The following is a 19,055-nucleotide window of genomic DNA, read 5'->3' as shown; positions in this document are numbered from 1 at the left end:
TTAAATCGCTTTATTCTATTTTTACGATTCTAAATTTTAAATGTTTTGAAAGTTGTACATATTGTTGAGGCACTAGAAGGCGGTGTTTATACTTATTTTAAAGATTTATCAGCTTACTTTGGTGATGAAAAAATAAGCAAAAACATCGAAAGCACTATTATTTACAGCAGTAATAGAAATGGTGTTAGTTTTCAAAAGGTTAACGCTGAGTTCTCAAAAAATGTTAACTTAATAAACCTTAATATGGTTCGAGAAATTTCTCTTACGAAAGATTTAAAATCTATTATTAAACTTACACGAGAACTTAAAAAAATTAATCCTGATATAGTTCATCTTCATTCTTCAAAAGCTGGTGTTTTAGGTCGGATTTCTTCTTTTTTCTTATTCAAAAAAATACCGGTTTTTTATTCTCCTCACGGATATGTTTTTTTAAGAACGGACATCTCGAATCGTACAAAAAAGTTTTATTTTGTTATAGAAAAAAGCATTCAGCGAATATTTGGAGGAACAACTGTTGCCTGTGGTGATACTGAATTTGAGATTGCTAAAAATATTGGTTCTTCAAAACTCATTAGAAACGGCGTTGATATAAATGAAATTCGCCAATACTTGTTACCTCATCAAAATACAAAATTAACAATTGGAGTACTGGGCAGAATAACTGCAGCAAAAAATCCCAAATTGTTTAATGATATTGCTTTACGATTTCCTGATTTTAATTTTATCTGGATTGGAGATGGAGAACAAAACCATTTGATTACAGCACCAAACGCTCAAATTACGGGTTGGATTTTAGATAAAAATGCTGTTTTCAAAATATTAAATTCAATTGATGTTTATCTTCAAACTTCTCTTTGGGAAGGTCTTCCAATTGCAATTCTAGAAGCAATGGCATTAGAAAAACCAGTAATTGCTACCAATATTATTGGCAATAAAGATATTGTTGTTCCTAATGAAACTGGATTCCTTTTTGACGAAATCAAGGAACTCGATAGTTATTTTGATACCTTAAAAGATCCAAAAACAAGAGCTGTTTTTGGTGAAAATGCATTAAATCGATGCTGGGATATTTTTGATAAAACCAAAAACTTTAAACAGCTTTCTGATTTGTACCAAGAATAGTTTTTTGCTGCAGCCAATAACTTGAAAAAACAGAAAACCAAAATCCGCTGAAGGCAATACCATCAAATCTAAGTAAAAAATCATCGGTTAAATTTGAAGTAAAAAACAGAATGAAAAATGAAATTATTATGGCATTTTTCAAATCATATCCCAGATATCCAATACCTAAAATATAGAACATTACTACTAAAGGACCAAGAAATCCGAACTTTAATAAAAAATCTAAAAACTGGTTGTGTGTTGGAAATTCGTATTTAGCTAAAAACTGCTGATTGGTTGCTTTAAAATATTTATTTAATTCTGGTTTTCCATCAGAAGCTCCTACTCCAAAAGGAAGATTTTTAACGGATAATTCCCAAGCTGATTTCCAAATTGAAAGTCTTGTTGCTAATGAATTGAAAGCATAAATTTCTGGATGATCAATTTCATCTAATTTTCCCACTTTATCCATATATGCGAAAGTTACACTAGAATATTTCTCCTTCATATAAGGGTTTTTCTGAATGAAAACGAACAAAATACTGCCTAATACAAGTAAAGTGGTTATTGCTGTTACTATGATCTTTTTTATGCTGAATCTTGATTTTATTTCGAAAATGAAAACAATCAAAAAACCAATCAAAGCATTAAGAAGCGCCATTCTGGTATTTACTAAAAGAACAAAGAAAAATGAGAGCAAAAAAACAATTATTCGAAGTATTTTAAGAGTACTTTTTTCTTTATACTGAAAGCTGTAAAACACAAAATAGAATGCACAAATAGAAACAAAGGCCAAATGCATGTTTAAAGCCGGAGCATGAATACCAATGCTGCCAGCAAACTTGTAACCCATTTCCCAAAGGTCAATTCCGCTTAAATATTTATTTACTAAGTCAGGATAAACCATGCAAAATCTAGTTAAAAAAAACAGTATCATTGTTGTTGTTGCAATACAATAAGTCTCTGCTAATTTTAAAAATTTTACACGCTGATAATTACCGATAATAAAAATTGGAAATAATAGCAGTGAAGTGCTCTTTTCAACTGCTTTTAATCCTTTAGATAAAGAATCATTGTTCCAAAAAAACAATAATTCTAACAAAAGCGGTGAAGCGATACAGGCAACTAAAATTAAGGCTGTTTTACTGAATTTTAATTTCTTTACGCAGATTAAACTAAAAAGACCAAACAAAATAATAAGCAGCGAACATGGCTTTCTGAATATCATTGCAATTGCAATCAGACACAAAAAAACATGGAATAATTTATTGAAGTTTTTTTCTGAAAGATTCATAGTATAATGCAAAGTAAATTAGTGGAAAAACACCCATTTTATGTCGTACTGCGGTACCTAAATCGGGTTCGAAAACTCCTTGTACAATAAAAAAAGAAAAAATAATCAGCAGTATTAAAAGCTCTTTTGAATATCTTTTTCTATCTGCTAAACATTTTGCAAACCGAACTAATAAGATGTAAAACAGCAATAACTGCCAGATTATAAATATAATTATTTGTGGTGATAATAGGTGTTTTAAACCGTTTATTGGAATATTGACTGTAAAAAAACCGTAAAATATACCAATGGTTTCTCCATACCACGTATTTGTCTGAACAGGAGAAATAATAATAGAATTGGCATCGGCAGAACCTATACGCTCATTATTCACAACTTCACGACTTATTTCTGAAAGGTATTTTCCTTTTAAAATACCATGACTAAAGGATAAAAAAACCGCAATTAGCAAACCATAAAACAGTGTGGTGATCGTTTTACTTTTAAAACTTACTAAGCTTACTAAATACATTCCGCCGCCAATAACTGGAATTAAAAGATAATAAGGACGAAAAAACACTCCAAAAACCAACAATAAAAGTACCGTGTATATAATTGTTCGTTTTAACGAAATTTGTTCGTTTAAGCACATAAAAACGATTGGAGAGAGATACAAAAAGGTTATAAACTCTTTTGACGGCATTGACACAAAAATGGCAATCATTAAAAATGCCATATAAACCAAAATGTTCTTGACGTTGAGCTTTTCAAAATGATCTGGAATACCTATTTTGTAGAAAACATACATTAAAATAGGAACCTGAATTAAAGCAATGACTGGAAAAGGTAAATAACACAGTCCGGAAATTTTATACAATAAAATCGAAACAGGATAGCTTCCAACATATCCAATTTCATTTCCTTTATCGAAGGCAATAATTGCAGCGTCGTAAAAAAACTTGGGAGGCAAAATAAAAAAAGCTGCCGCCGCAACTGCTAAATTAGCTGTTGCAATGAGCAAAAATGCTGCTTTGCTTTTTTCTATTTTGGTTTTCATCTATAGATTCTCTGTTTATTAATGTAAAAAAATCAATATTTTATCTTTTCGATAAATAATTAAAGCTACAACGCTATTCCAAAAAATAGAACTCGAAACAAATGCAATTGCCGCACCAACCATTCCATACTCAGGAATTAAAAATCGGTTTAAAAGAAAGTTAATAACTACTGCCGCAATTAAAACAATCTGAAAAATATGCTGCCTTCCCGTCATATTCAAATAAACCGGCGCAGACCCAAAAGCGGAGCAAATACCTTGACCAATTATTAAAATTAAAAAAGCTTCTTTTGCAACAACATATTGATGTCCGAAAAAAGACAATACATACTCAGAAAACAAGCTGATAATAACTATTACCGGAAATGTAATTCCGAAAATTAAACGAACACTATTTCGTAAAATTCTTTTTAATTCTTCTTTATTGTCTTTCGCAAAAAACTCTGCAATTTTTGCTGAAACAGTAATATTAATAGTTAAAATTATTACTGAAACAATGGTCATTACTTTAAAACCAACAGAATAAAAAGCAACGGTTTCATCATTTCGATACTTCTTTAAAAACATAATATCAAAACTCATTAAAAGAAACATTGCCATTCCGCTTATAGCAATTGGGTACGATTTTAAGAATACTTCTTTATGCGAAAAACCATCGTTACCTTCTGTGACTGTAAGCTCTTTAAAATAAATAAAAACATATACAGAACTAATAATTGAAAGCAAAACAAAACCAATCAAAAAAACATCAACCAAACAGGTTTCTTTGTGCCAGTAAAATAAAATAATCGAACCTGTGATTAATGGAACATATTTAACAACATTTCTAAACAATTCAGCCGTATATAATTTATCTAAAGCTCTGAAAATTTCTGTATTTAAAGTCGAAATTCCATAAAAAAACAACGTTGCTGTGCCTTTTAATAAAATGGAATAAACCTCATTATCTGAAAAGTAATTGTTTATTATTTCTTTACTGATTGCAGTAACAATAACAATCGCGGCAATTGAAGTTACAAAAAGCATTGTAACCATTTTAAAGTAAATTTTTTTTAATTGTTCAAGTCCTCCAGTGCCTGACAATCTGCCTTTAAAATACAAAATAGACTGATCGAAACCCAGTAAACATATACTTCCGATGGCTAAAAGAAAGGAACGTGCAAAATCATACTGCCCTACTAATTTAGGACTGTAAAATTTTGTTAGAAATATGGTGAAACCAAAAAGTAAAACAACTCCAAAAATCCTCAAAAACAAAGTACTCAGACTTTGTTTTAAAAATGCATTTTGCGAAATTCTCTCAAAGATTTTATTCGTTTTCAATGCGTCGTTATTTAATCTGAGATTTTAAAAGCTGACTGTTGTAGAATTTTTTGAATAAATGCACAAAAACAAAAAGGAAAATAAAGATTAAAGGAAGCAAAATTTTAAAATTACCATTTGTAAGCTTTACAATATTTATGTTCAAAGTTGTAGTAATCTCTTTAATTGCTTTATCGTAATTCACCAGCTTTAGTCTATTTCTTCCTTGATCAACTATTAAATACTGTTTTGATTTAATTAGATCATTAAGTTGCGTATTCTCATTATAATAAACCAATTTATCGTTTTTTGGCCCATTTTTAACTGTGCTCGAAAAACCATTTAAAACATCGTCAATTTGAGCAATGATAGTATCATTTTTAGCAATTTGCTGTTCTAAGTTTTTATATCCTATTTTTTGAAGTGTATTAAAATACTCCGAACTGTTTAAATACTGCATCAATGGTGCAACTATTTCTTTTTCATCAGCTTCTTTGTTTGATACAAACGAAATAGTATGAAAAGTATAATTTTTGCTCGTTATATTATCTTCTAAAACTTTTTTTACTTCACCAACCTCAGCCATTAATTTTATGAGTTCAAAGTTTTGCTCTTTGTCTTCGATAAATTTATAAACGTCGGCGATTGGTTTAATTTCAATTTTTTTGATTGCTTTTGGATTCGAAATTCCAACAACCTTTTTTAAGAAAACTGTATCTCCAGAGACAATTTTAGACTCGATTAAATCTATTTTGGAATATAAGTAATCAACACTGCCAAAATTGGGTGTTACAATAACCTCATTTTCAAATGTTTTTTTGTTTGAATCCAAAAACCACCCCAAGCCAAATCCAACAACAACCAAAATCAATACAATTATCCAGTTTCGAATAAAAAACTGAATTGATTTAAAAATAGAGGCACTTATTCTATCAAAAAAATTCCTGATTGTTTTCGATAAATCAAAAATATCAATTTCCTGATCTGAATTGTTTTGGGGTACTTTTGTACTCATTTACGTTTTTTATTTTACGTTGAAAATTTGTTCTAAAATTTTAATAGTAATCAAATAAGTTGGTTTAACACCTGTTGTTCCTAGTCCGCCAGAAGCCAAAGTACTTCCCGTTTCTAATGGATTATCTGAAGCGTAATAAGCATAACGAACTTTTATATCGTGCGGCACACTTTTTCTAATTTTTGAAGCTGATTGTATCGCTTTTTGGTAATAAGATCCTTCCATTTCAAGACCAATTACGCCCCAAGTAGATTCGTGGAAAAATTTCAACAAATCTCTATTTTGCAAAGATGTTCCTAAAACAGTAACCATTGCACCTTCAAAAACTGCAATATCGTTTCCTTCAAACATGGCGCCTGTTAATTCATTTTCAAAGAAATAATTATCAGCCGTTCCTTCATTTATATGAGCTGTAGGAATCATAATATCGCCTTTTCCTCCTTCAAGAATTCCAGCTTTACCCATTATCGAAACTGATTTTACGTTTAGTAACGTTTCTTTTTTAAACGGTTTTAAAAGCTCGTCGATAGTTTCATAAGCCTGCTCACCAAATGCATAATCCATTACGATAATTACTGGTTTTTCATCACCGATTTTAGCTTCAGAAAATGCTGTTTTTGACCAATCGATTTTTGCAGTATCAAAAATTTGAACATCTATATTGGTTCCCGAAGTATCAGGAAGTGAAATCATTCCGTTTTTCAAAGCCAATTCTTCAACATGACCTCTAATTTCTTTTGAGCCTGAGTTGCTTAATTCTTCATAAATAAAGAAATCTGTTTTTCCTTTAAATTTTGTTTTCAGCAAAGGTGTTGCAAAAATCGAGTTCATCACACTGTGCATATTAGCACTAATTACGTGAATTGGTCTTTTTAGAAGATCATTTGCTTTTAAAACTTCCTTGATATTTGTTGCCCAGATTTCTCCATGAATATGGTGTCCTAAACGCTCGCGTAAAACAGGACTGAAAGTAATTGTACGTTTATTGTTTTCAACAATTTCTTCGATTGCTAGTTTTCCTAACCAGTAAATAACGTGCAGAAAACGATCAGGTGCATTTTCAGAACCAAAAGCGTCATAAATGTCCAAAACCTCTTCAAAAGTTCGGCCTAAAATGTTTGCAACGTGCGAAATCGCTTTTTCTTTTTCAATCTGTGCCAGCTTTTTAGTCTGCATTACAGCTTGTTCTAATTTAAGCCAATCGCGAGAAACCTCGCCGCCGTCATCTAATAAAACTCTATTTTTAATTTTGTGCGATTCGATAAAAATAAAAGTCAAATGTGTCAGAATATCATAAATATCAGAACGTCCGCGCGTGATTTCAACATTCATTTGTTCTTCATCGATTCGGTAACAATTTCTTCTTCTTTTTGGAGGAACAATTGGCTGAAAATGCGATTTAGAATAACCTTCGTCTGAAGTTAAATTGATGAACCTGCATTGTTCGATTCCTATTGGTAAACGTTCTATAACGTATAAAAGCCCATTTAATTCTACTTTTTCTTCGGCAATATTCCCATAAATTTCTGGGCGTAAAGCTAATAATGATTCTCTTAAACTATCACCCGAAACTCCCATTGGTTTATAAAAACCACGGTTGAATAAGTGACGCATTGTAATGTACATTTTTTCTATAGCTGCAGATGATTCCTGAGCTCTTGATCTTGATATATGTTTAGTTTCTTTCATATTTTTTTATTTTAAAAATCTTCTTTTTGAGAAGATATCTGTGGTATTTTATTAAACGAAATTAGGAATTATAAATACCATTAAAGTTAATATCTTATTATTATTCGGCTTTTTCAATTTTCCATTTATCTTTCAGACTTTTTCTTGTAGCTATGTATCCTAAAGGCAAATCAGCCAATTCTAATAAAGTTTTATCAATTTTTATGATTTGTTCCAAACTAACAATTTGCGCAACTTTCTCAAAACTCTCAAACTTATCATTACTAAAAAATTGCCAGGCACCATCTTCAGCATCATGTGTAACATAAGTAATAGTTTTCTTTTCTTTAAGAACAAATGTGGTTGTAAAAACAGTAGTGTTTGGCGCATCCTTAAAATGCTTTTTTATTTGTCCAGTAGCATTTCCAAATCCAAAAAATGAAATTAGAATTACTAAATTTAATCTTTTTTTCATAGAACAACTATTATTTGCTTACTTCAAATTATCCACAATCTTTCTATCATTTGACAATCTCGGAATTTTATTTTGTCCACCTAATTTTCCCTGCGATTTCATATATTCCTGAAATCCATTTTTCGAAACTTTGGTAATAACTACTTTTCTCAAAACGTTTCCGGTGATTAAATCATCATAATAAATGTTTTGTTTTCGCATTGAATCGTCAATTGCTTCCGCAAAATTTTCCATATTCTCTGGTTCTTTTTCAAATTCGATAAACCATTCATGATATGGTAATCCGTTTGATGGTGTAATTTGAGGCGCTACGGTAAATTCGTTTATTACAATATTTGTTCCTGCAGTAGCTTCTTTCATCGCATTTTCGACTTCATTAGCAATAACGTGTTCTCCAAAAGCAGAAATATAATGTTTGATACGTCCTGAAACAATAACTCTATGTGGAAACAAAGAGGTAAACTGAACGGTATCGCCAATATTATAGCGCCAAAGCCCAGCATTTGTAGAAACTATTAAGGCATAATTAATCCCCATTTCTACTTCGCCAATCGTATAACTTTTTGGTCCCGAACCATCGGGATCGGTAAAGAATTCATCGGCTTTAATAAACTCATAGAAAATTCCCGAATTCAAAAGCAAAAGCATTCCTTTTTGTTTCTGAGAATCTTGATAGGCAAAAAAACCTTCAGAAGCAGGAAACAATTCGATACTGTCTACTTTGCGGCCAATCATGTTTTCGAACTTTGCACGATAAGGTTCATAATTAACTCCGCCGTAAATAAACAAATTAAAATTTTTGAATAAATCCCCTATTTTCTTACCACCGCTTTTTTCTTGTAAACGCTCAAAATACATTTGTACCCAAGACGGAATTCCCGAAATTATGGTCATATCTTGATTGATCGTTTCCTCTACAATTGCATTTACTTTAGTATCCCAATCTTCAATACAATTGGTTTCCCAAGATGGCATTCTGTTTTTCTGCAGATATTTTGGTACAAAGTGCGCTCCAATTCCAGATAATCTTCCAAATTTGATTCCGTATTTTTCAACTAAAATTGGACTTCCCTGTAGGAAAATCATTTTTCCATCTACAAAATCAGCATTTCCAGTTTCATAAATATAATGCAAAATTGCATTTCGAGAAGCTTTTATATGAGATGGCATTGACTCTTTTGTAAGCGGAATGTATTTTGCTCCAGAAGTTGTTCCAGAGGTTTTAGCAAAATAAATTGGTTTTCCTTTCCAAAGAATATTCTCTTCTCCCTGTTTTACTCTATCGATATACGATTTTAAATCTTCGTAATCTCGAACTGGAACATTCTTTTGAAAATCATCAATTGTTTTTATCTTTTTAAAATGATGATCTTTTCCAAACACAGTTTCTTTTGCATCGCTGATTAAACTCTTAAATATTTCATTTTGAGTTTCTACTGGTTTATTGGCCCAAGCCTGTGTTTTATGATATATTTTGCTGGCAAATAGTTTTGCTGCTACTGATTTAATAGACATTTTTTAATGGTATTACTTCTTTTCTTTTTTATTTTTAACAGCTTTAGAATTGGTAGATTCCTTCTCCATTTTCGCAACTTCTTCTCTAAGCTTAATTTCTTCTTCGGTTGTTTTCATATTTACATCAGAAGGTTCATCAACATCTGCTAATATAGAATCTTTATTGAATTTTGCATATTCTAATTCTCCTTTCAACACTTTTTGAATCCCTTTTATGTAAGCTTCATTTTTCCTTAAAGCTCTCTCTAATGAATCTGATTTTATGGCGAGTTCCGTTGCATTTCTTTTTAATTGTGATGAAGAATATCCGGGAATAAATTCGCGTAAAGGAGTAAAAGCAATAATAAAAGTGGTTACTAATATTAAAAATATACCGCCTAGAGTAAACGTTACAAAAACGTTCATTAAGTTGAGTTTAAATGAAAAAATTTCTTCAAAAGTTTCTTCATTCAAGATTACCAAGCGGTTTTTGATGAACAAATTTTTTCTAAAATTGAATTTTTTCTTAGTCATTTGGTTAATTATACAAGCAAATATAGTAATTAATCATATTGCTGCTGTCTGACAAAAATGAGCAAACACAGCAATTTTAATATTTTATAGAATATTTAACGCAGTAAGTAATAAATATTTTAAACCAAAAACCCTTGTTGTTCGTATATTCTATATACCTTTGCGGTAGAATTTGAAAATCAATTTGCTTCGGCATTAATTATACAATCATGGGAAGATTAGGTCTTACAGAAATCCTTGTTATAGTAGGTATTGTGATATTACTTTTTGGAGGTAAAAAAATTCCAGAATTAATGAAAGGTTTAGGAAGCGGAATTAAAGAATTTAAAAACGCTGCTAAAGACGATCAAACTACGCCTCCTGCTAAAAAAGAAGAGGAAGAAACTAAATAAGAATTTACAACCTTATTAAAAAATCCCAAGTTACAAATTGTAGCTTGGGATTTTTTTTATTTCAATTTAGAGTTTTACAAAATCATCGTCAACTGAATTCTCTTTCTGTCCTCATCGACCTCAGTAACTTTTACATCAACATGCTGATGTAATTTTACAACTTCATTCACGTCGCTCACAAAACCGGCTTTTAATTGAGAAATATGAACCAGTCCGCTTTCTTTGATTCCAATGTCAACAAAACAGCCAAAATTGGTAATGTTATTCACAATTCCTGGTAAAATCATTCCTGTTTTTAAATCTTTGATTGATTTTACATTTGCATCAAATTCAAAAACCTTAGCCGATTTTCTCGGGTCTAATCCTGGCTTTTCAAGCTCTTTTATGATGTCTTTCAGTGTAAGTAAACCAATTTCAGGTGTAATATAGTTTTCGGCCTTAATAAGCGCTGTTTTCTCTTTGTTTGCAATTAAATCATTTACTGAAAGTTTCAAATCTTTTGCCATTTTTTCAACAACTGGATAAGCTTCTGGATGAACCGCAGAATTATCTAATGGATTTTTAGCATTAGAAATTCGAATAAATGCCGCACCTTGCTGATATGCTTTATCACCCAAACGCGGAACTTTCTTCAATTGCTTTCTATCTTCAAAAGGACCATTTTCTGATCGATATTGTACAATATTTTCAGCCAGCTTCTCTCCTATTCCACTCACATAACTCAGTAAGTGTTTACTTGCTGTATTAATATTAATTCCAACTGAGTTCACACAGCGAATTACAGTATTATCTAATTCTTCTTTTAATTTCGTTTGATCAACATCGTGTTGATATTGTCCTACTCCAATTGCTTTTGGATCAATTTTTACCAATTCAGCCAAAGGATCTGAAAGTCGGCGGCCAATAGAAACTGAGCCACGAACCGTTACATCATAATTAGGAAATTCTTCTCTCGCAATTTTTGATGCTGAATAAACTGAAGCTCCAGCCTCCGAAACTATAAAAACCTGTAATGGTTTATCAAACGCGATTTTTTTGATGAAAAACTCCGTTTCTCTAGAAGCAGTTCCGTTACCAATAGAAATGGCATCAATTTGATAAGCGTTTACCATCGAACGGATTTTCTTGATAGCCATTGTTTCCTCATTTTGAGGCGCGTGCGGATAAATTGTTTCGTTGTATAATAAATCGCCTTTTTCATCCAAACAAACTACTTTACAACCACTTCTAAAACCTGGATCAATTGCCAAAATTCGTTTTTCACCTAATGGCGGAGCCAATAAAAGCTGTCCTAAATTATTAGCAAAAACCTGAATCGAATTAGCATCAGCTTTTGCTTTTGCTTCTTGCAAAGTTTCGTTTCCTATTGCTGGATTCAATAAACGTTTATAACTGTCCTCGATTGCTAATTGCAAATGAGCTGTTGTACTGTTTTGTTTTTTAATGATAATTTCATCAATAACATCGTAAGCATCATCAATATCAACATCAATTTTCATTTTAACAAAACCTTCATTTTCAGCACGAAGCATAGCTAATAATCTATGCGAAGGTGTTTTAGTTAAAGGCTCTTCCCAATCAAAATACTGACTGAATTTTTGTGCTCCTTCTTCTTCGGCTTTCTTTTTTACAACTTTAGTTCCAATCGTTGCTTTTCGCTGATACAATCTACGAAGCTGCTTACGAACATAAATATTCTCGTTAATCCATTCTGCAACAATATCTCGTGCGCCTTGCATAGCAGCTTCTTCGTTAACAACATTTTCATTGATGTATTGAGTAGAAATAAAATCTACATCAACATCATTTTCAGACATTATGATTTTCGCCAACGGTTCTAAACCAAATTCGCGCGCAACATCAGCTTTAGTTTTTTTCTTCTTTTTGTATGGAAGGTAAAAATCTTCTATTTCCTGTAAATCAAAACTCTGCTCTATTTTTTGTTTTAATTCTGGTGTAAGTGCTTTTTGCTCTTCAATTGATTTTAGAACGGCTTCTTTACGTTTTGTAAGCGTTTCATATTCTTTTTGAAGTTTCGCAATTTGTTCAATTACAACTTCATCAAGATTTCCTGTAGTGTCTTTTCGATATCGAGAAATGAACGGAATCGTACAATCTTCCTCTAATAATTTAACGGTATTTTGAATGTTAATTGCTGCAGTTTGAACAGACTTGGCAATGAATTGAATATTAGTCATTCGTATTTTATTTTAACCTCACAGATGCAAAAATTATCTTGCAAATTATGCAAAGGTTTTATGTTATTTGTTAGTTTAACTGGATCAAAAATAAACTAAATATTTAAAAAAATTGTTTCTAATTTACTCTAACTTTTTTTTCCTGGAGGCAAGAAATTTTCTCCTGTTACAACACTTTTTCCCGTTTTATCTTCTAAAGCAATTCGGGCATTTTTTGCGATTGCTCCTCCTTTTTTACTCGCTCTCGCATTTTCTATTATTCCTTTTGCTGCATCGCTTTAAGCTATTTGGCGTGTAGAAAGTTCTGCTTTTGGAGAAGGAATAGATTGAATTAAACGTAGTAAAGTTTCAGTATCTGCAGTATCAGTAAGTCGATTTTTTCCATCTTCAGCAAGCATTTTGAACTGTCGACAGATTGTCGACAGTTCAAGTCCATCAACAGTTTTAACTCGGATTTTCATTTTATACCAATAATCTCTTGGATTAACGCTATCTGTTAAAATTTGAATAACATCAATTACTGAGAAATACCAAATCTCTTTTTCAGCATCATAATGACTTCTTACTTTTTTTTGTTCAAATAATTGTACTGGACTCATTTTCTATGTTTTATACTTTTAATGAAATATTTTGATTTTTAATATAACACCAAAATAATATCTTTGTTTATGATACTATACCTATGAAAGTTTTTTTTATATCATTATTGTTTATAAATATAATCGTTTTTATTCTTGCTGGATATGATAAACATCAAGCTAGAAAAAATAAACAAAGAATCCCAGAAAATACCTTATTTTTTCTAGAAGCAATTGGTGGAACAATTGGTTTATTAACAGCAATGTTACTCTTTAGACATAAAACGAGTAAAATGTCATTTATTGTAAAATTTTCAATCATTTTTATTCTTCAAGCCGTTTTGATTTACCTGATAATAAATGGGAAAATATAGATATTAACAATGTTAATAACCTTAAAAAATAAACATATAAAACTGAATTACAGTAATTTAAAAACATAAAAAACCGGATAAATTTTAAAAATCCATCCGGTGTGTTTATTATTTATTGGTGTGAAACACCCGTTTTTTTGTTTTACGAACAAGCAATCTTGTTTACTCTATTTTGGTGTCTTCCGCCTTCAAAAGCAGTTGCTAAAAACGTTTCAACAATTTCTACAGCTTGCGGAATAGAAGTAAAGCGTGCCGGAATACTCACAATATTAGCATCGTTGTGTAAACGTGTTAAATAAGCTATTTCTTTAGTCCAGCATAAACCAGCTCTTACTTTCGGGTGTTTATTAACAGTCATTGCAATTCCGTTACCGCTTCCGCAGATAACGATTCCAAAATCTGCTTTTCCTTCAGATACATCATTTGCAACAGGATGTCCAAAATCAGGATAATCAACAGAATTCTCAGAATCAGTTCCATAATTAGTTACTTCATATCCTTTTGCTTTAAGCATTTCAACAATTGCTTTTTTATACTCTGGTCCTGCGTGGTCGTTTCCTATCGAAATTTTCATTTTTAATACTATTAAGTTGTGTTGTGCAAATTTACTCAATTAATAAATGTTTGCCACGAATTTCCCTAATTTTCACAAATTTTATACTTATTAACTTTAAAAAACAGTAATCATAATTGTAAGCTCCATTTTAGAAATTCATATCCTGAAACCCTTATTTTACAACTATCTTACTTTCAAAAACTTATCACTTATTAACATTTTTAATAACTCTATAAGTATCTCATTATCAATAAAGAATAAACAGCTTTTTTGTTAAAATTTTAAAGTGTTAATAGCAATTCGTAATTCGTTGATATTCAATTAACTTTAAGTTAACATTATTTGTTAATAAGTTGAGATAGAAAATTAGAAGTTTTTTTTGGTTGTGTCAAAAAAAAACCTAATCCAAAACTGCAATTAGAAATCCTAATAAAGTTTCATGAATTTTTAGAAAAGTTATCAATATCAAAAATACCATTTTCAACAAATATCAACATATGAACTTATCTACAAAATGAATTCATTTTTGGTTGTCAACCGTTGTTAATTAAAATACAAAAAGTCTTAAAAATTAAACTTTTAGCTCAAAATAACTATGTTGATAACTCAGAATAACTAAGAGAAACTTCATTTCAATACTTTTAAAAATAAATTTATTCGACATATTAACACACTATAATAACAACCAAATTTTATTAAATTTTTAAAAATCTTTTTTGTTGTATTTAATATATGTTGAAAACTAAAATAGTTTAAAAAGAAAAAAAATGAATTTAGTTTGAAAAAAAGAAACTGTTTAAACGATTTTAAGAGGATTGTTCAAGTTGTCTAGAATTTCTTGAACTTGTTCGAAATCGTTTGGATGAACTTTGAGTTTGATTCCGCCAAGCGCAGTTGAGTACATTGGGACAACTGAAAGTGTCATTTCGTTTTCAAAAAAATATGGAATTTCCTCTTGTTCCAGTAAGTGTTTGAGAACTACGGTTTCGTGCTGATAATTGAATGTAGCGATGGTTTGAAAGCTTTCCATTTTAGGTCTTTTTGTAAATGTACGAAAAGTTATATTTTTAATAATTCTAATTTTTAAAAAGTGTTATCTAATATCTTATTTGTAATTTTAAGCCTTATAAGAAAAGATATATGAGTAAGAAAATTAGAAAGCCGATAAAAAATGAGAAGGATTTCTCTGGAAAAATAATAAAAATTTTATCGCAAAGCCCTAATAAACCATTCAATTATAAGCAAATAGGAGCAAAGCTCGAACTTGACGATACTAAAAGCAGAAATCAAATTATTAAGGATTTGAAAATTCTTGCTGCTTCAAAAAAGATTATAGAATCTGAACCTGGTAAGTATTTAATAAAAGCAATCAGTCAGGATTATTACGAAGGAACAATTGATATGACGAGCAGAAAAACGGCTTATTTTATTTGTCCTGATTTTGCAGAAGATGTTTTTATCCCGACCAATAATCTAAATCGCGCTTTAGATAAAGACAAAGTTAAAGTCTATGTTTATAATAGAAGAAAAGGAAAAAGACCTGAAGGTGAAGTAATTGAAGTATTAGAAAGAGATAAAACAGAGTTTGTTGGAGTTATTGATATTCAGGCAAATTTTGCTTTTGTTTCGACTGCAAATCCTAAAATGTATACTGATATTTTTATTCCAAAGGATAAAATTGGTGAAGCTGAAAATGGTGATGTAGTTTTAGTAAAAATAGAAGATTGGCCTAAAAGAGCCGATAGTCCGTTTGGATCTGTAATCAGAGTTTTAGGAAAACCTGGAGAACACAATACGGAGATTCATGCTATTTTAGCCGAATATGGTTTACCAGCAGATTTTCCGGTAGAAGTAGAGGTTTATGCCCAAAAGTTAGATACTTCAATTCAGGAATCTGAAATAGCAAAACGTCGTGACATGCGTGATACACTCACGTACACGATTGACCCAAAAGATGCAAAAGATTTTGATGATGCATTGTCATTCAAAAAGTTAGAAAATGGAAATTATGAAATAGGTATTCACATTGCTGATGTTTCTTATTATTTAGAAGAAGGAACAATCTTAGATGATGAAGCTTATCAACGTGCAACTTCGGTTTATTTAGTAGATAGAGTAGTGCCAATGCTTCCTGAAGTTTTGTCTAATTTTGCTTGTTCACTTCGTCCGAATGAAGAAAAGTATACATTCTCTGCTGTTTTTGAAATTTCTCCAAATGCACAAGTTATTAACCAATGGTTTGGTAGAACTGTAATCTATTCAGATCAGCGTTTTGCTTACGAAGAAGCACAATATATCATTGAAACGAAAGATAATACTATTCCAGTTGATATCTCTATAACTGGAGATTCTTATGTTGTTTCAGATGAAATTGTAGAAGCAACTTTAAAATTAGATGAATTAGCAAAGATTTTGAGAAAGAAAAGAATGCAGAATGGTGCTATTTCTTTTGATAAAGTAGAAGTAAAATTTAATCTTGATGCTGAAGGCGAACCAGAAGGTGTTTACTTCAAAGTTTCAAAAGATGCGAATCATTTAATTGAAGAATTCATGCTTTTAGCCAATAGAAAAGTGGCTGAATACATTGGAAAACAAAAGAAAACATTTGTTTACAGGATTCACGATGAACCAAATGAAGACAAATTAATTGCGATGCAAAGTGTAATTGCTAAATTTGGTTATAAAATAGATTTCCGTAACAAAGGCGATATTTCGAAATCATTGAATGCTTTGATGGAAGAAGTAAATGGTAAAAAAGAACAAAACTTAATTGATACTCTTGCGATTAGAAGTATGAGTAAAGCCAAATATTCGACAGATAATATTGGCCATTATGGTTTAGCATTTGATTATTACAGCCATTTTACATCGCCAATTCGTCGTTATCCTGACGTTATGGTACATCGTTTGTTACAGTATTATTTGGATGGAGGAGCTTCTGTAGACGAAGAAACTTATGAAACTAAATGTTTACATTGTTCAAATATGGAAGGTTTAGCGACAAACGCTGAACGTGATAGTATTAAATATATGCAGGTTAAATACATGCAGGATCATCAAGACGAAGAATTCCTTGGAGTTATTTCTGGTGTTACTGAATGGGGAATTTATGTAGAAATCGTTTCTAATAAATGCGAGGGAATGGTAAGAATCAGAGAAATAAAAGATGATTATTATACTTTCGATGAAAAACAATATGCTTTGGTTGGAGCTACTTCAAACAGCATTTTGCAATTAGGAGACGAAATTTATGTTAAAGTAAAAAATGCTGATTTAGTTAAAAAGCAGCTTGATTTTCATTTTTTACGAAGAGCTGAATAAATATTAATTAAAAAAATAAAAGTATGAGAAAGCTAATTATTGGAGCAGCAATTTTATTTGTACAAATGTCTTTTGGTCAAGTTACTAAAGAACTGGGAGATTTCGATTCGGTTAAAGTTTTTGATAAATTAAGTGTTAAATTAGTTCCATCTTCTGAAAACAAAATTGTTATTAAAGGAGCAAGAGAAGCAGAAGTTGAAGTTGTTAACAAGAAAGGTTTATTAAAATTAAGAATGCCTTTTCCTAAATTATTATCTGGTGATGATCTTGATATTACTTTGTATTACAGAAACATAGAGCTTATTGATGTAAATGAAGGAGCTTATGTTTCAAGTAAAGATCCTATAAAAGCAACTGTTTTTAAAGTTAGTGCTCAGGAAGGCGGAAAAATAAATGTTGATTTGGATGTTGATAAACTTAATGTGAGCTCAGTTTCAGGAGGTTCAATAACATTAACTGGTAAAGCTTCAAATCAAGATGCAAGTCTTGGAGCAGGCGGTTATTTGCTGGCAAGTAAATTAGCCACTTCTCAGACGAAAGTAAGCGTTTCTGCGGGCGGAAAAGCAGATGTTAATGCATCAACCCTTGTCGATGCAAAAGTGAGCGCAGGAGGCTCTATTTACATTTATGGAAAACCAAAGCAAATTAACCAAAAAACGGTTTTTGGAGGTAAAATCGAAGAAGTAAAATAAGAAATTCTATTTGAATGATAAATGATATTTTGGCTGGACTGCCATGGGGACTTTTTTTAAGTTTTATGGTAGGTCCAGTATTTTTTATACTATTAGAAACCAGTATTACAAAAGGATTTAGAGCTGCAATTGTTTTTGATCTTGGTGTAGTATTAGGTGATGTTTTTTTTATAGCAATTGCTTATTTAGGCAGTTACAGATTAATTCAGAGTTTAAAAGATAAACCTGCTCTTTTTATTTTTGGCGGAATTATTATGCTGGCGTATGGTATAATTTCATTCGTGAGATTGAAAAAAGAAGCAAAAATTAACGATGAAGAAATTGATCGTGATATTATTAAAAGAAACTATGGAAGTTTGTTTGTAAAAGGCTTTTTATTGAATGTTATTAATATTGGAGTTCTAGGTTTTTGGCTTGCTGTTATTATTTCTGTAGGTCCAAAATTAGAAATGCAAAATTCTAGAATGTTTACTTTTTTTACTTCTGTAATTATTACTTATTTATTAGTTGACTGTATTAAAATTCTATTAGCCAAACAATTAAAATCTAAAATGACACCAACTAATATTCTAAAAATTAAAAAAGGAATTAGTATAGTTTTAATGGTTTTTGGAGTTGTTTTGATGATCCAAGGATGGTTTCCAAAAGAGAAAGAAATGGTTAAAAATGCTTTTGAGAATATTGAAAAGTAGTTTGTTAATAACTCAAAATTATATAATTAAGCCTCTGAATTTCAGAGGTTTTTTTATGTTGATAATGTTCGTTTGGAACTTTTAAACTTTGACAAAGTTGACAATAGTTTGTCATTTCGACGTAAGGAGAAATCTTCGCAAGTAACTTCGTAGTAATTGTCAAATCTTGGTAGAGCTTCTTGTGGAGATTTCTCCTTACGTCGAAATGACAAGATTGTAGAAAATTAGATTATAAAAACTTCCTAATTTCTTAGAATATTTTTGAATCATCGTCTAGATTCGAACGAATATATTTAATTAATTTTTTCTAAAAATTAAACATAAAAAAAAACC

The 19,055-nt window shown here is 30.7% G+C and carries 18 protein-coding genes; 6 read left to right on the top strand and 12 right to left on the bottom strand.

Annotated features, from left to right (window positions below; genetic code table 11):
• Positions 1-45 precede the first annotated feature (45 nt).
• Positions 46-1,122, top strand: a complete 1,077-nt coding sequence (locus NLG42_RS04775) for a glycosyltransferase (RefSeq protein ID WP_257683132.1) — start codon at positions 46-48, stop codon at positions 1,120-1,122.
• On the opposite strand, the gene NLG42_RS04770 is transcribed toward NLG42_RS04775, so the two are convergent.
• The 8 genes from NLG42_RS04770 to NLG42_RS04735 all read right to left on the bottom strand — a co-directional run bounded on the left by NLG42_RS04770 (position 1,091) and on the right by NLG42_RS04735 (position 9,919).
• Positions 1,091-2,329, bottom strand: coding sequence for an O-antigen ligase family protein (locus tag NLG42_RS04770; RefSeq protein WP_257683131.1), 1,239 nt, complete (start codon positions 2,327-2,329; stop codon positions 1,091-1,093). The two genes, NLG42_RS04775 and NLG42_RS04770, sit on opposite strands and share 32 nt — an antisense overlap.
• 37 nt (positions 2,330-2,366) lie before the next feature.
• On the bottom strand, positions 2,367-3,431 hold the full coding sequence (locus NLG42_RS04765) for a hypothetical protein (RefSeq protein ID WP_257683130.1): 1,065 nt from the start codon (positions 3,429-3,431) through the stop codon (positions 2,367-2,369).
• A gap of 18 nt (positions 3,432-3,449) precedes the next feature.
• Positions 3,450-4,754, bottom strand: a complete 1,305-nt coding sequence (locus tag NLG42_RS04760; protein ID WP_257683129.1) for an MATE family efflux transporter — start codon at positions 4,752-4,754, stop codon at positions 3,450-3,452.
• A 7-nt stretch (positions 4,755-4,761) separates the two neighbouring features.
• Positions 4,762-5,748, bottom strand: a complete 987-nt coding sequence (locus NLG42_RS04755) for a hypothetical protein (RefSeq protein ID WP_099717849.1) — start codon at positions 5,746-5,748, stop codon at positions 4,762-4,764.
• Positions 5,749-5,757: 9 nt separating this feature from the next.
• Positions 5,758-7,437 (bottom strand): DUF6909 family protein, encoded by a 1,680-nt coding sequence (locus NLG42_RS04750; protein ID WP_089059701.1) that lies wholly within the window; start codon positions 7,435-7,437, stop codon positions 5,758-5,760.
• Between the two features lie 100 nt (positions 7,438-7,537).
• Positions 7,538-7,891, bottom strand: a complete 354-nt coding sequence (locus NLG42_RS04745; RefSeq protein ID WP_143394914.1) for an immunity protein Imm33 domain-containing protein — start codon at positions 7,889-7,891, stop codon at positions 7,538-7,540.
• An 18-nt stretch (positions 7,892-7,909) separates the two neighbouring features.
• Complete coding sequence (locus tag NLG42_RS04740; RefSeq protein WP_257683128.1) at positions 7,910-9,406, bottom strand: GH3 auxin-responsive promoter family protein; 1,497 nt, start codon at positions 9,404-9,406, stop codon at positions 7,910-7,912.
• A gap of 12 nt (positions 9,407-9,418) precedes the next feature.
• The gene (locus NLG42_RS04735) at positions 9,419-9,919 is read right to left on the bottom strand and encodes a peptidase (RefSeq protein WP_089059704.1); all 501 of its coding nucleotides are present in this window, start codon (positions 9,917-9,919) and stop codon (positions 9,419-9,421) included.
• A gap of 209 nt (positions 9,920-10,128) precedes the next feature.
• Here NLG42_RS04735 and NLG42_RS04730 point away from each other — a divergent pair, with 209 nt between their 5' ends.
• Positions 10,129-10,311: a Sec-independent protein translocase subunit TatA/TatB gene (locus NLG42_RS04730; protein WP_089059705.1), complete on the top strand. Its 183-nt coding sequence runs from the start codon at positions 10,129-10,131 to the stop codon at positions 10,309-10,311.
• A 74-nt stretch (positions 10,312-10,385) separates the two neighbouring features.
• On the opposite strand, the gene NLG42_RS04725 is transcribed toward NLG42_RS04730, so the two are convergent.
• Complete coding sequence (locus NLG42_RS04725; protein ID WP_089053527.1) at positions 10,386-12,509, bottom strand: Tex family protein; 2,124 nt, start codon at positions 12,507-12,509, stop codon at positions 10,386-10,388.
• A gap of 278 nt (positions 12,510-12,787) precedes the next feature.
• Complete coding sequence (locus NLG42_RS04720) at positions 12,788-13,108, bottom strand: BRO-N domain-containing protein (protein WP_257683127.1); 321 nt, start codon at positions 13,106-13,108, stop codon at positions 12,788-12,790.
• An 83-nt stretch (positions 13,109-13,191) separates the two neighbouring features.
• On the opposite strand from NLG42_RS04720, the gene NLG42_RS04715 reads away from it, so the two are divergent.
• Positions 13,192-13,461, top strand: coding sequence for a DUF1294 domain-containing protein (locus NLG42_RS04715; protein ID WP_257683126.1), 270 nt, complete (start codon positions 13,192-13,194; stop codon positions 13,459-13,461).
• Positions 13,462-13,603: 142 nt separating this feature from the next.
• Here NLG42_RS04715 and rpiB read toward each other — a convergent pair whose 3' ends face one another.
• Together rpiB and NLG42_RS04705 are read right to left on the bottom strand one after the other, a co-directional pair.
• Positions 13,604-14,035 (bottom strand): ribose 5-phosphate isomerase B, encoded by a 432-nt coding sequence (rpiB, locus tag NLG42_RS04710; RefSeq protein ID WP_257683125.1) that lies wholly within the window; start codon positions 14,033-14,035, stop codon positions 13,604-13,606.
• 778 nt (positions 14,036-14,813) lie between these two features.
• Positions 14,814-15,047 carry a putative signal transducing protein gene (locus tag NLG42_RS04705; protein WP_089059708.1) on the bottom strand — a complete coding sequence of 78 codons (234 nt, stop codon included), beginning with the start codon at positions 15,045-15,047 and terminating at the stop codon, positions 14,814-14,816.
• A 110-nt stretch (positions 15,048-15,157) separates the two neighbouring features.
• Here NLG42_RS04705 and rnr point away from each other — a divergent pair, with 110 nt between their 5' ends.
• The 3 genes from rnr to NLG42_RS04690 are packed head-to-tail and all read left to right on the top strand — an operon-like array spanning position 15,158 to position 18,722.
• Positions 15,158-17,338 carry a ribonuclease R gene (gene rnr / locus NLG42_RS04700; protein ID WP_089059709.1) on the top strand — a complete coding sequence of 727 codons (2,181 nt, stop codon included), beginning with the start codon at positions 15,158-15,160 and terminating at the stop codon, positions 17,336-17,338.
• Positions 17,339-17,361: 23 nt separating this feature from the next.
• A complete protein-coding gene (locus tag NLG42_RS04695; protein WP_089053522.1) occupies positions 17,362-18,030 on the top strand; it encodes a head GIN domain-containing protein in 669 nt (222 codons plus the stop codon).
• Between the two features lie 14 nt (positions 18,031-18,044).
• The gene (locus NLG42_RS04690; RefSeq protein ID WP_257683124.1) at positions 18,045-18,722 is read left to right on the top strand and encodes a LysE family translocator; all 678 of its coding nucleotides are present in this window, start codon (positions 18,045-18,047) and stop codon (positions 18,720-18,722) included.
• Positions 18,723-19,055 lie beyond the last annotated feature (333 nt).

This window comes from Flavobacterium plurextorum (genome assembly GCF_024638035.1).
Lineage (GTDB): Bacteria > Bacteroidota > Bacteroidia > Flavobacteriales > Flavobacteriaceae > Flavobacterium > Flavobacterium plurextorum.
This window is presented reverse-complemented; position numbering and strand designations above follow the sequence as displayed.

Coding starts and splice junctions, on each gene's coding strand:
- NLG42_RS04770 (WP_257683131.1), bottom strand. CDS start 2,329: ATGATATTCAGAAAGCCATGTTCGCTGCTTATTATTTTGTTTGGTCTT.
- NLG42_RS04765 (WP_257683130.1), bottom strand. CDS start 3,431: ATGAAAACCAAAATAGAAAAAAGCAAAGCAGCATTTTTGCTCATTGCA.
- NLG42_RS04755 (WP_099717849.1), bottom strand. CDS start 5,748: ATGAGTACAAAAGTACCCCAAAACAATTCAGATCAGGAAATTGATATT.
- NLG42_RS04750 (WP_089059701.1), bottom strand. CDS start 7,437: ATGAAAGAAACTAAACATATATCAAGATCAAGAGCTCAGGAATCATCT.
- NLG42_RS04745 (WP_143394914.1), bottom strand. CDS start 7,891: ATGAAAAAAAGATTAAATTTAGTAATTCTAATTTCATTTTTTGGATTT.
- NLG42_RS04740 (WP_257683128.1), bottom strand. CDS start 9,406: ATGTCTATTAAATCAGTAGCAGCAAAACTATTTGCCAGCAAAATATAT.
- NLG42_RS04735 (WP_089059704.1), bottom strand. CDS start 9,919: ATGACTAAGAAAAAATTCAATTTTAGAAAAAATTTGTTCATCAAAAAC.
- NLG42_RS04730 (WP_089059705.1), top strand. CDS start 10,129: ATGGGAAGATTAGGTCTTACAGAAATCCTTGTTATAGTAGGTATTGTG.
- NLG42_RS04725 (WP_089053527.1), bottom strand. CDS start 12,509: ATGACTAATATTCAATTCATTGCCAAGTCTGTTCAAACTGCAGCAATT.
- NLG42_RS04720 (WP_257683127.1), bottom strand. CDS start 13,108: ATGAGTCCAGTACAATTATTTGAACAAAAAAAAGTAAGAAGTCATTAT.
- NLG42_RS04715 (WP_257683126.1), top strand. CDS start 13,192: ATGAAAGTTTTTTTTATATCATTATTGTTTATAAATATAATCGTTTTT.
- rpiB (WP_257683125.1), bottom strand. CDS start 14,035: ATGAAAATTTCGATAGGAAACGACCACGCAGGACCAGAGTATAAAAAA.
- NLG42_RS04705 (WP_089059708.1), bottom strand. CDS start 15,047: ATGGAAAGCTTTCAAACCATCGCTACATTCAATTATCAGCACGAAACC.
- rnr (WP_089059709.1), top strand. CDS start 15,158: ATGAGTAAGAAAATTAGAAAGCCGATAAAAAATGAGAAGGATTTCTCT.
- NLG42_RS04695 (WP_089053522.1), top strand. CDS start 17,362: ATGAGAAAGCTAATTATTGGAGCAGCAATTTTATTTGTACAAATGTCT.
- NLG42_RS04690 (WP_257683124.1), top strand. CDS start 18,045: ATGATAAATGATATTTTGGCTGGACTGCCATGGGGACTTTTTTTAAGT.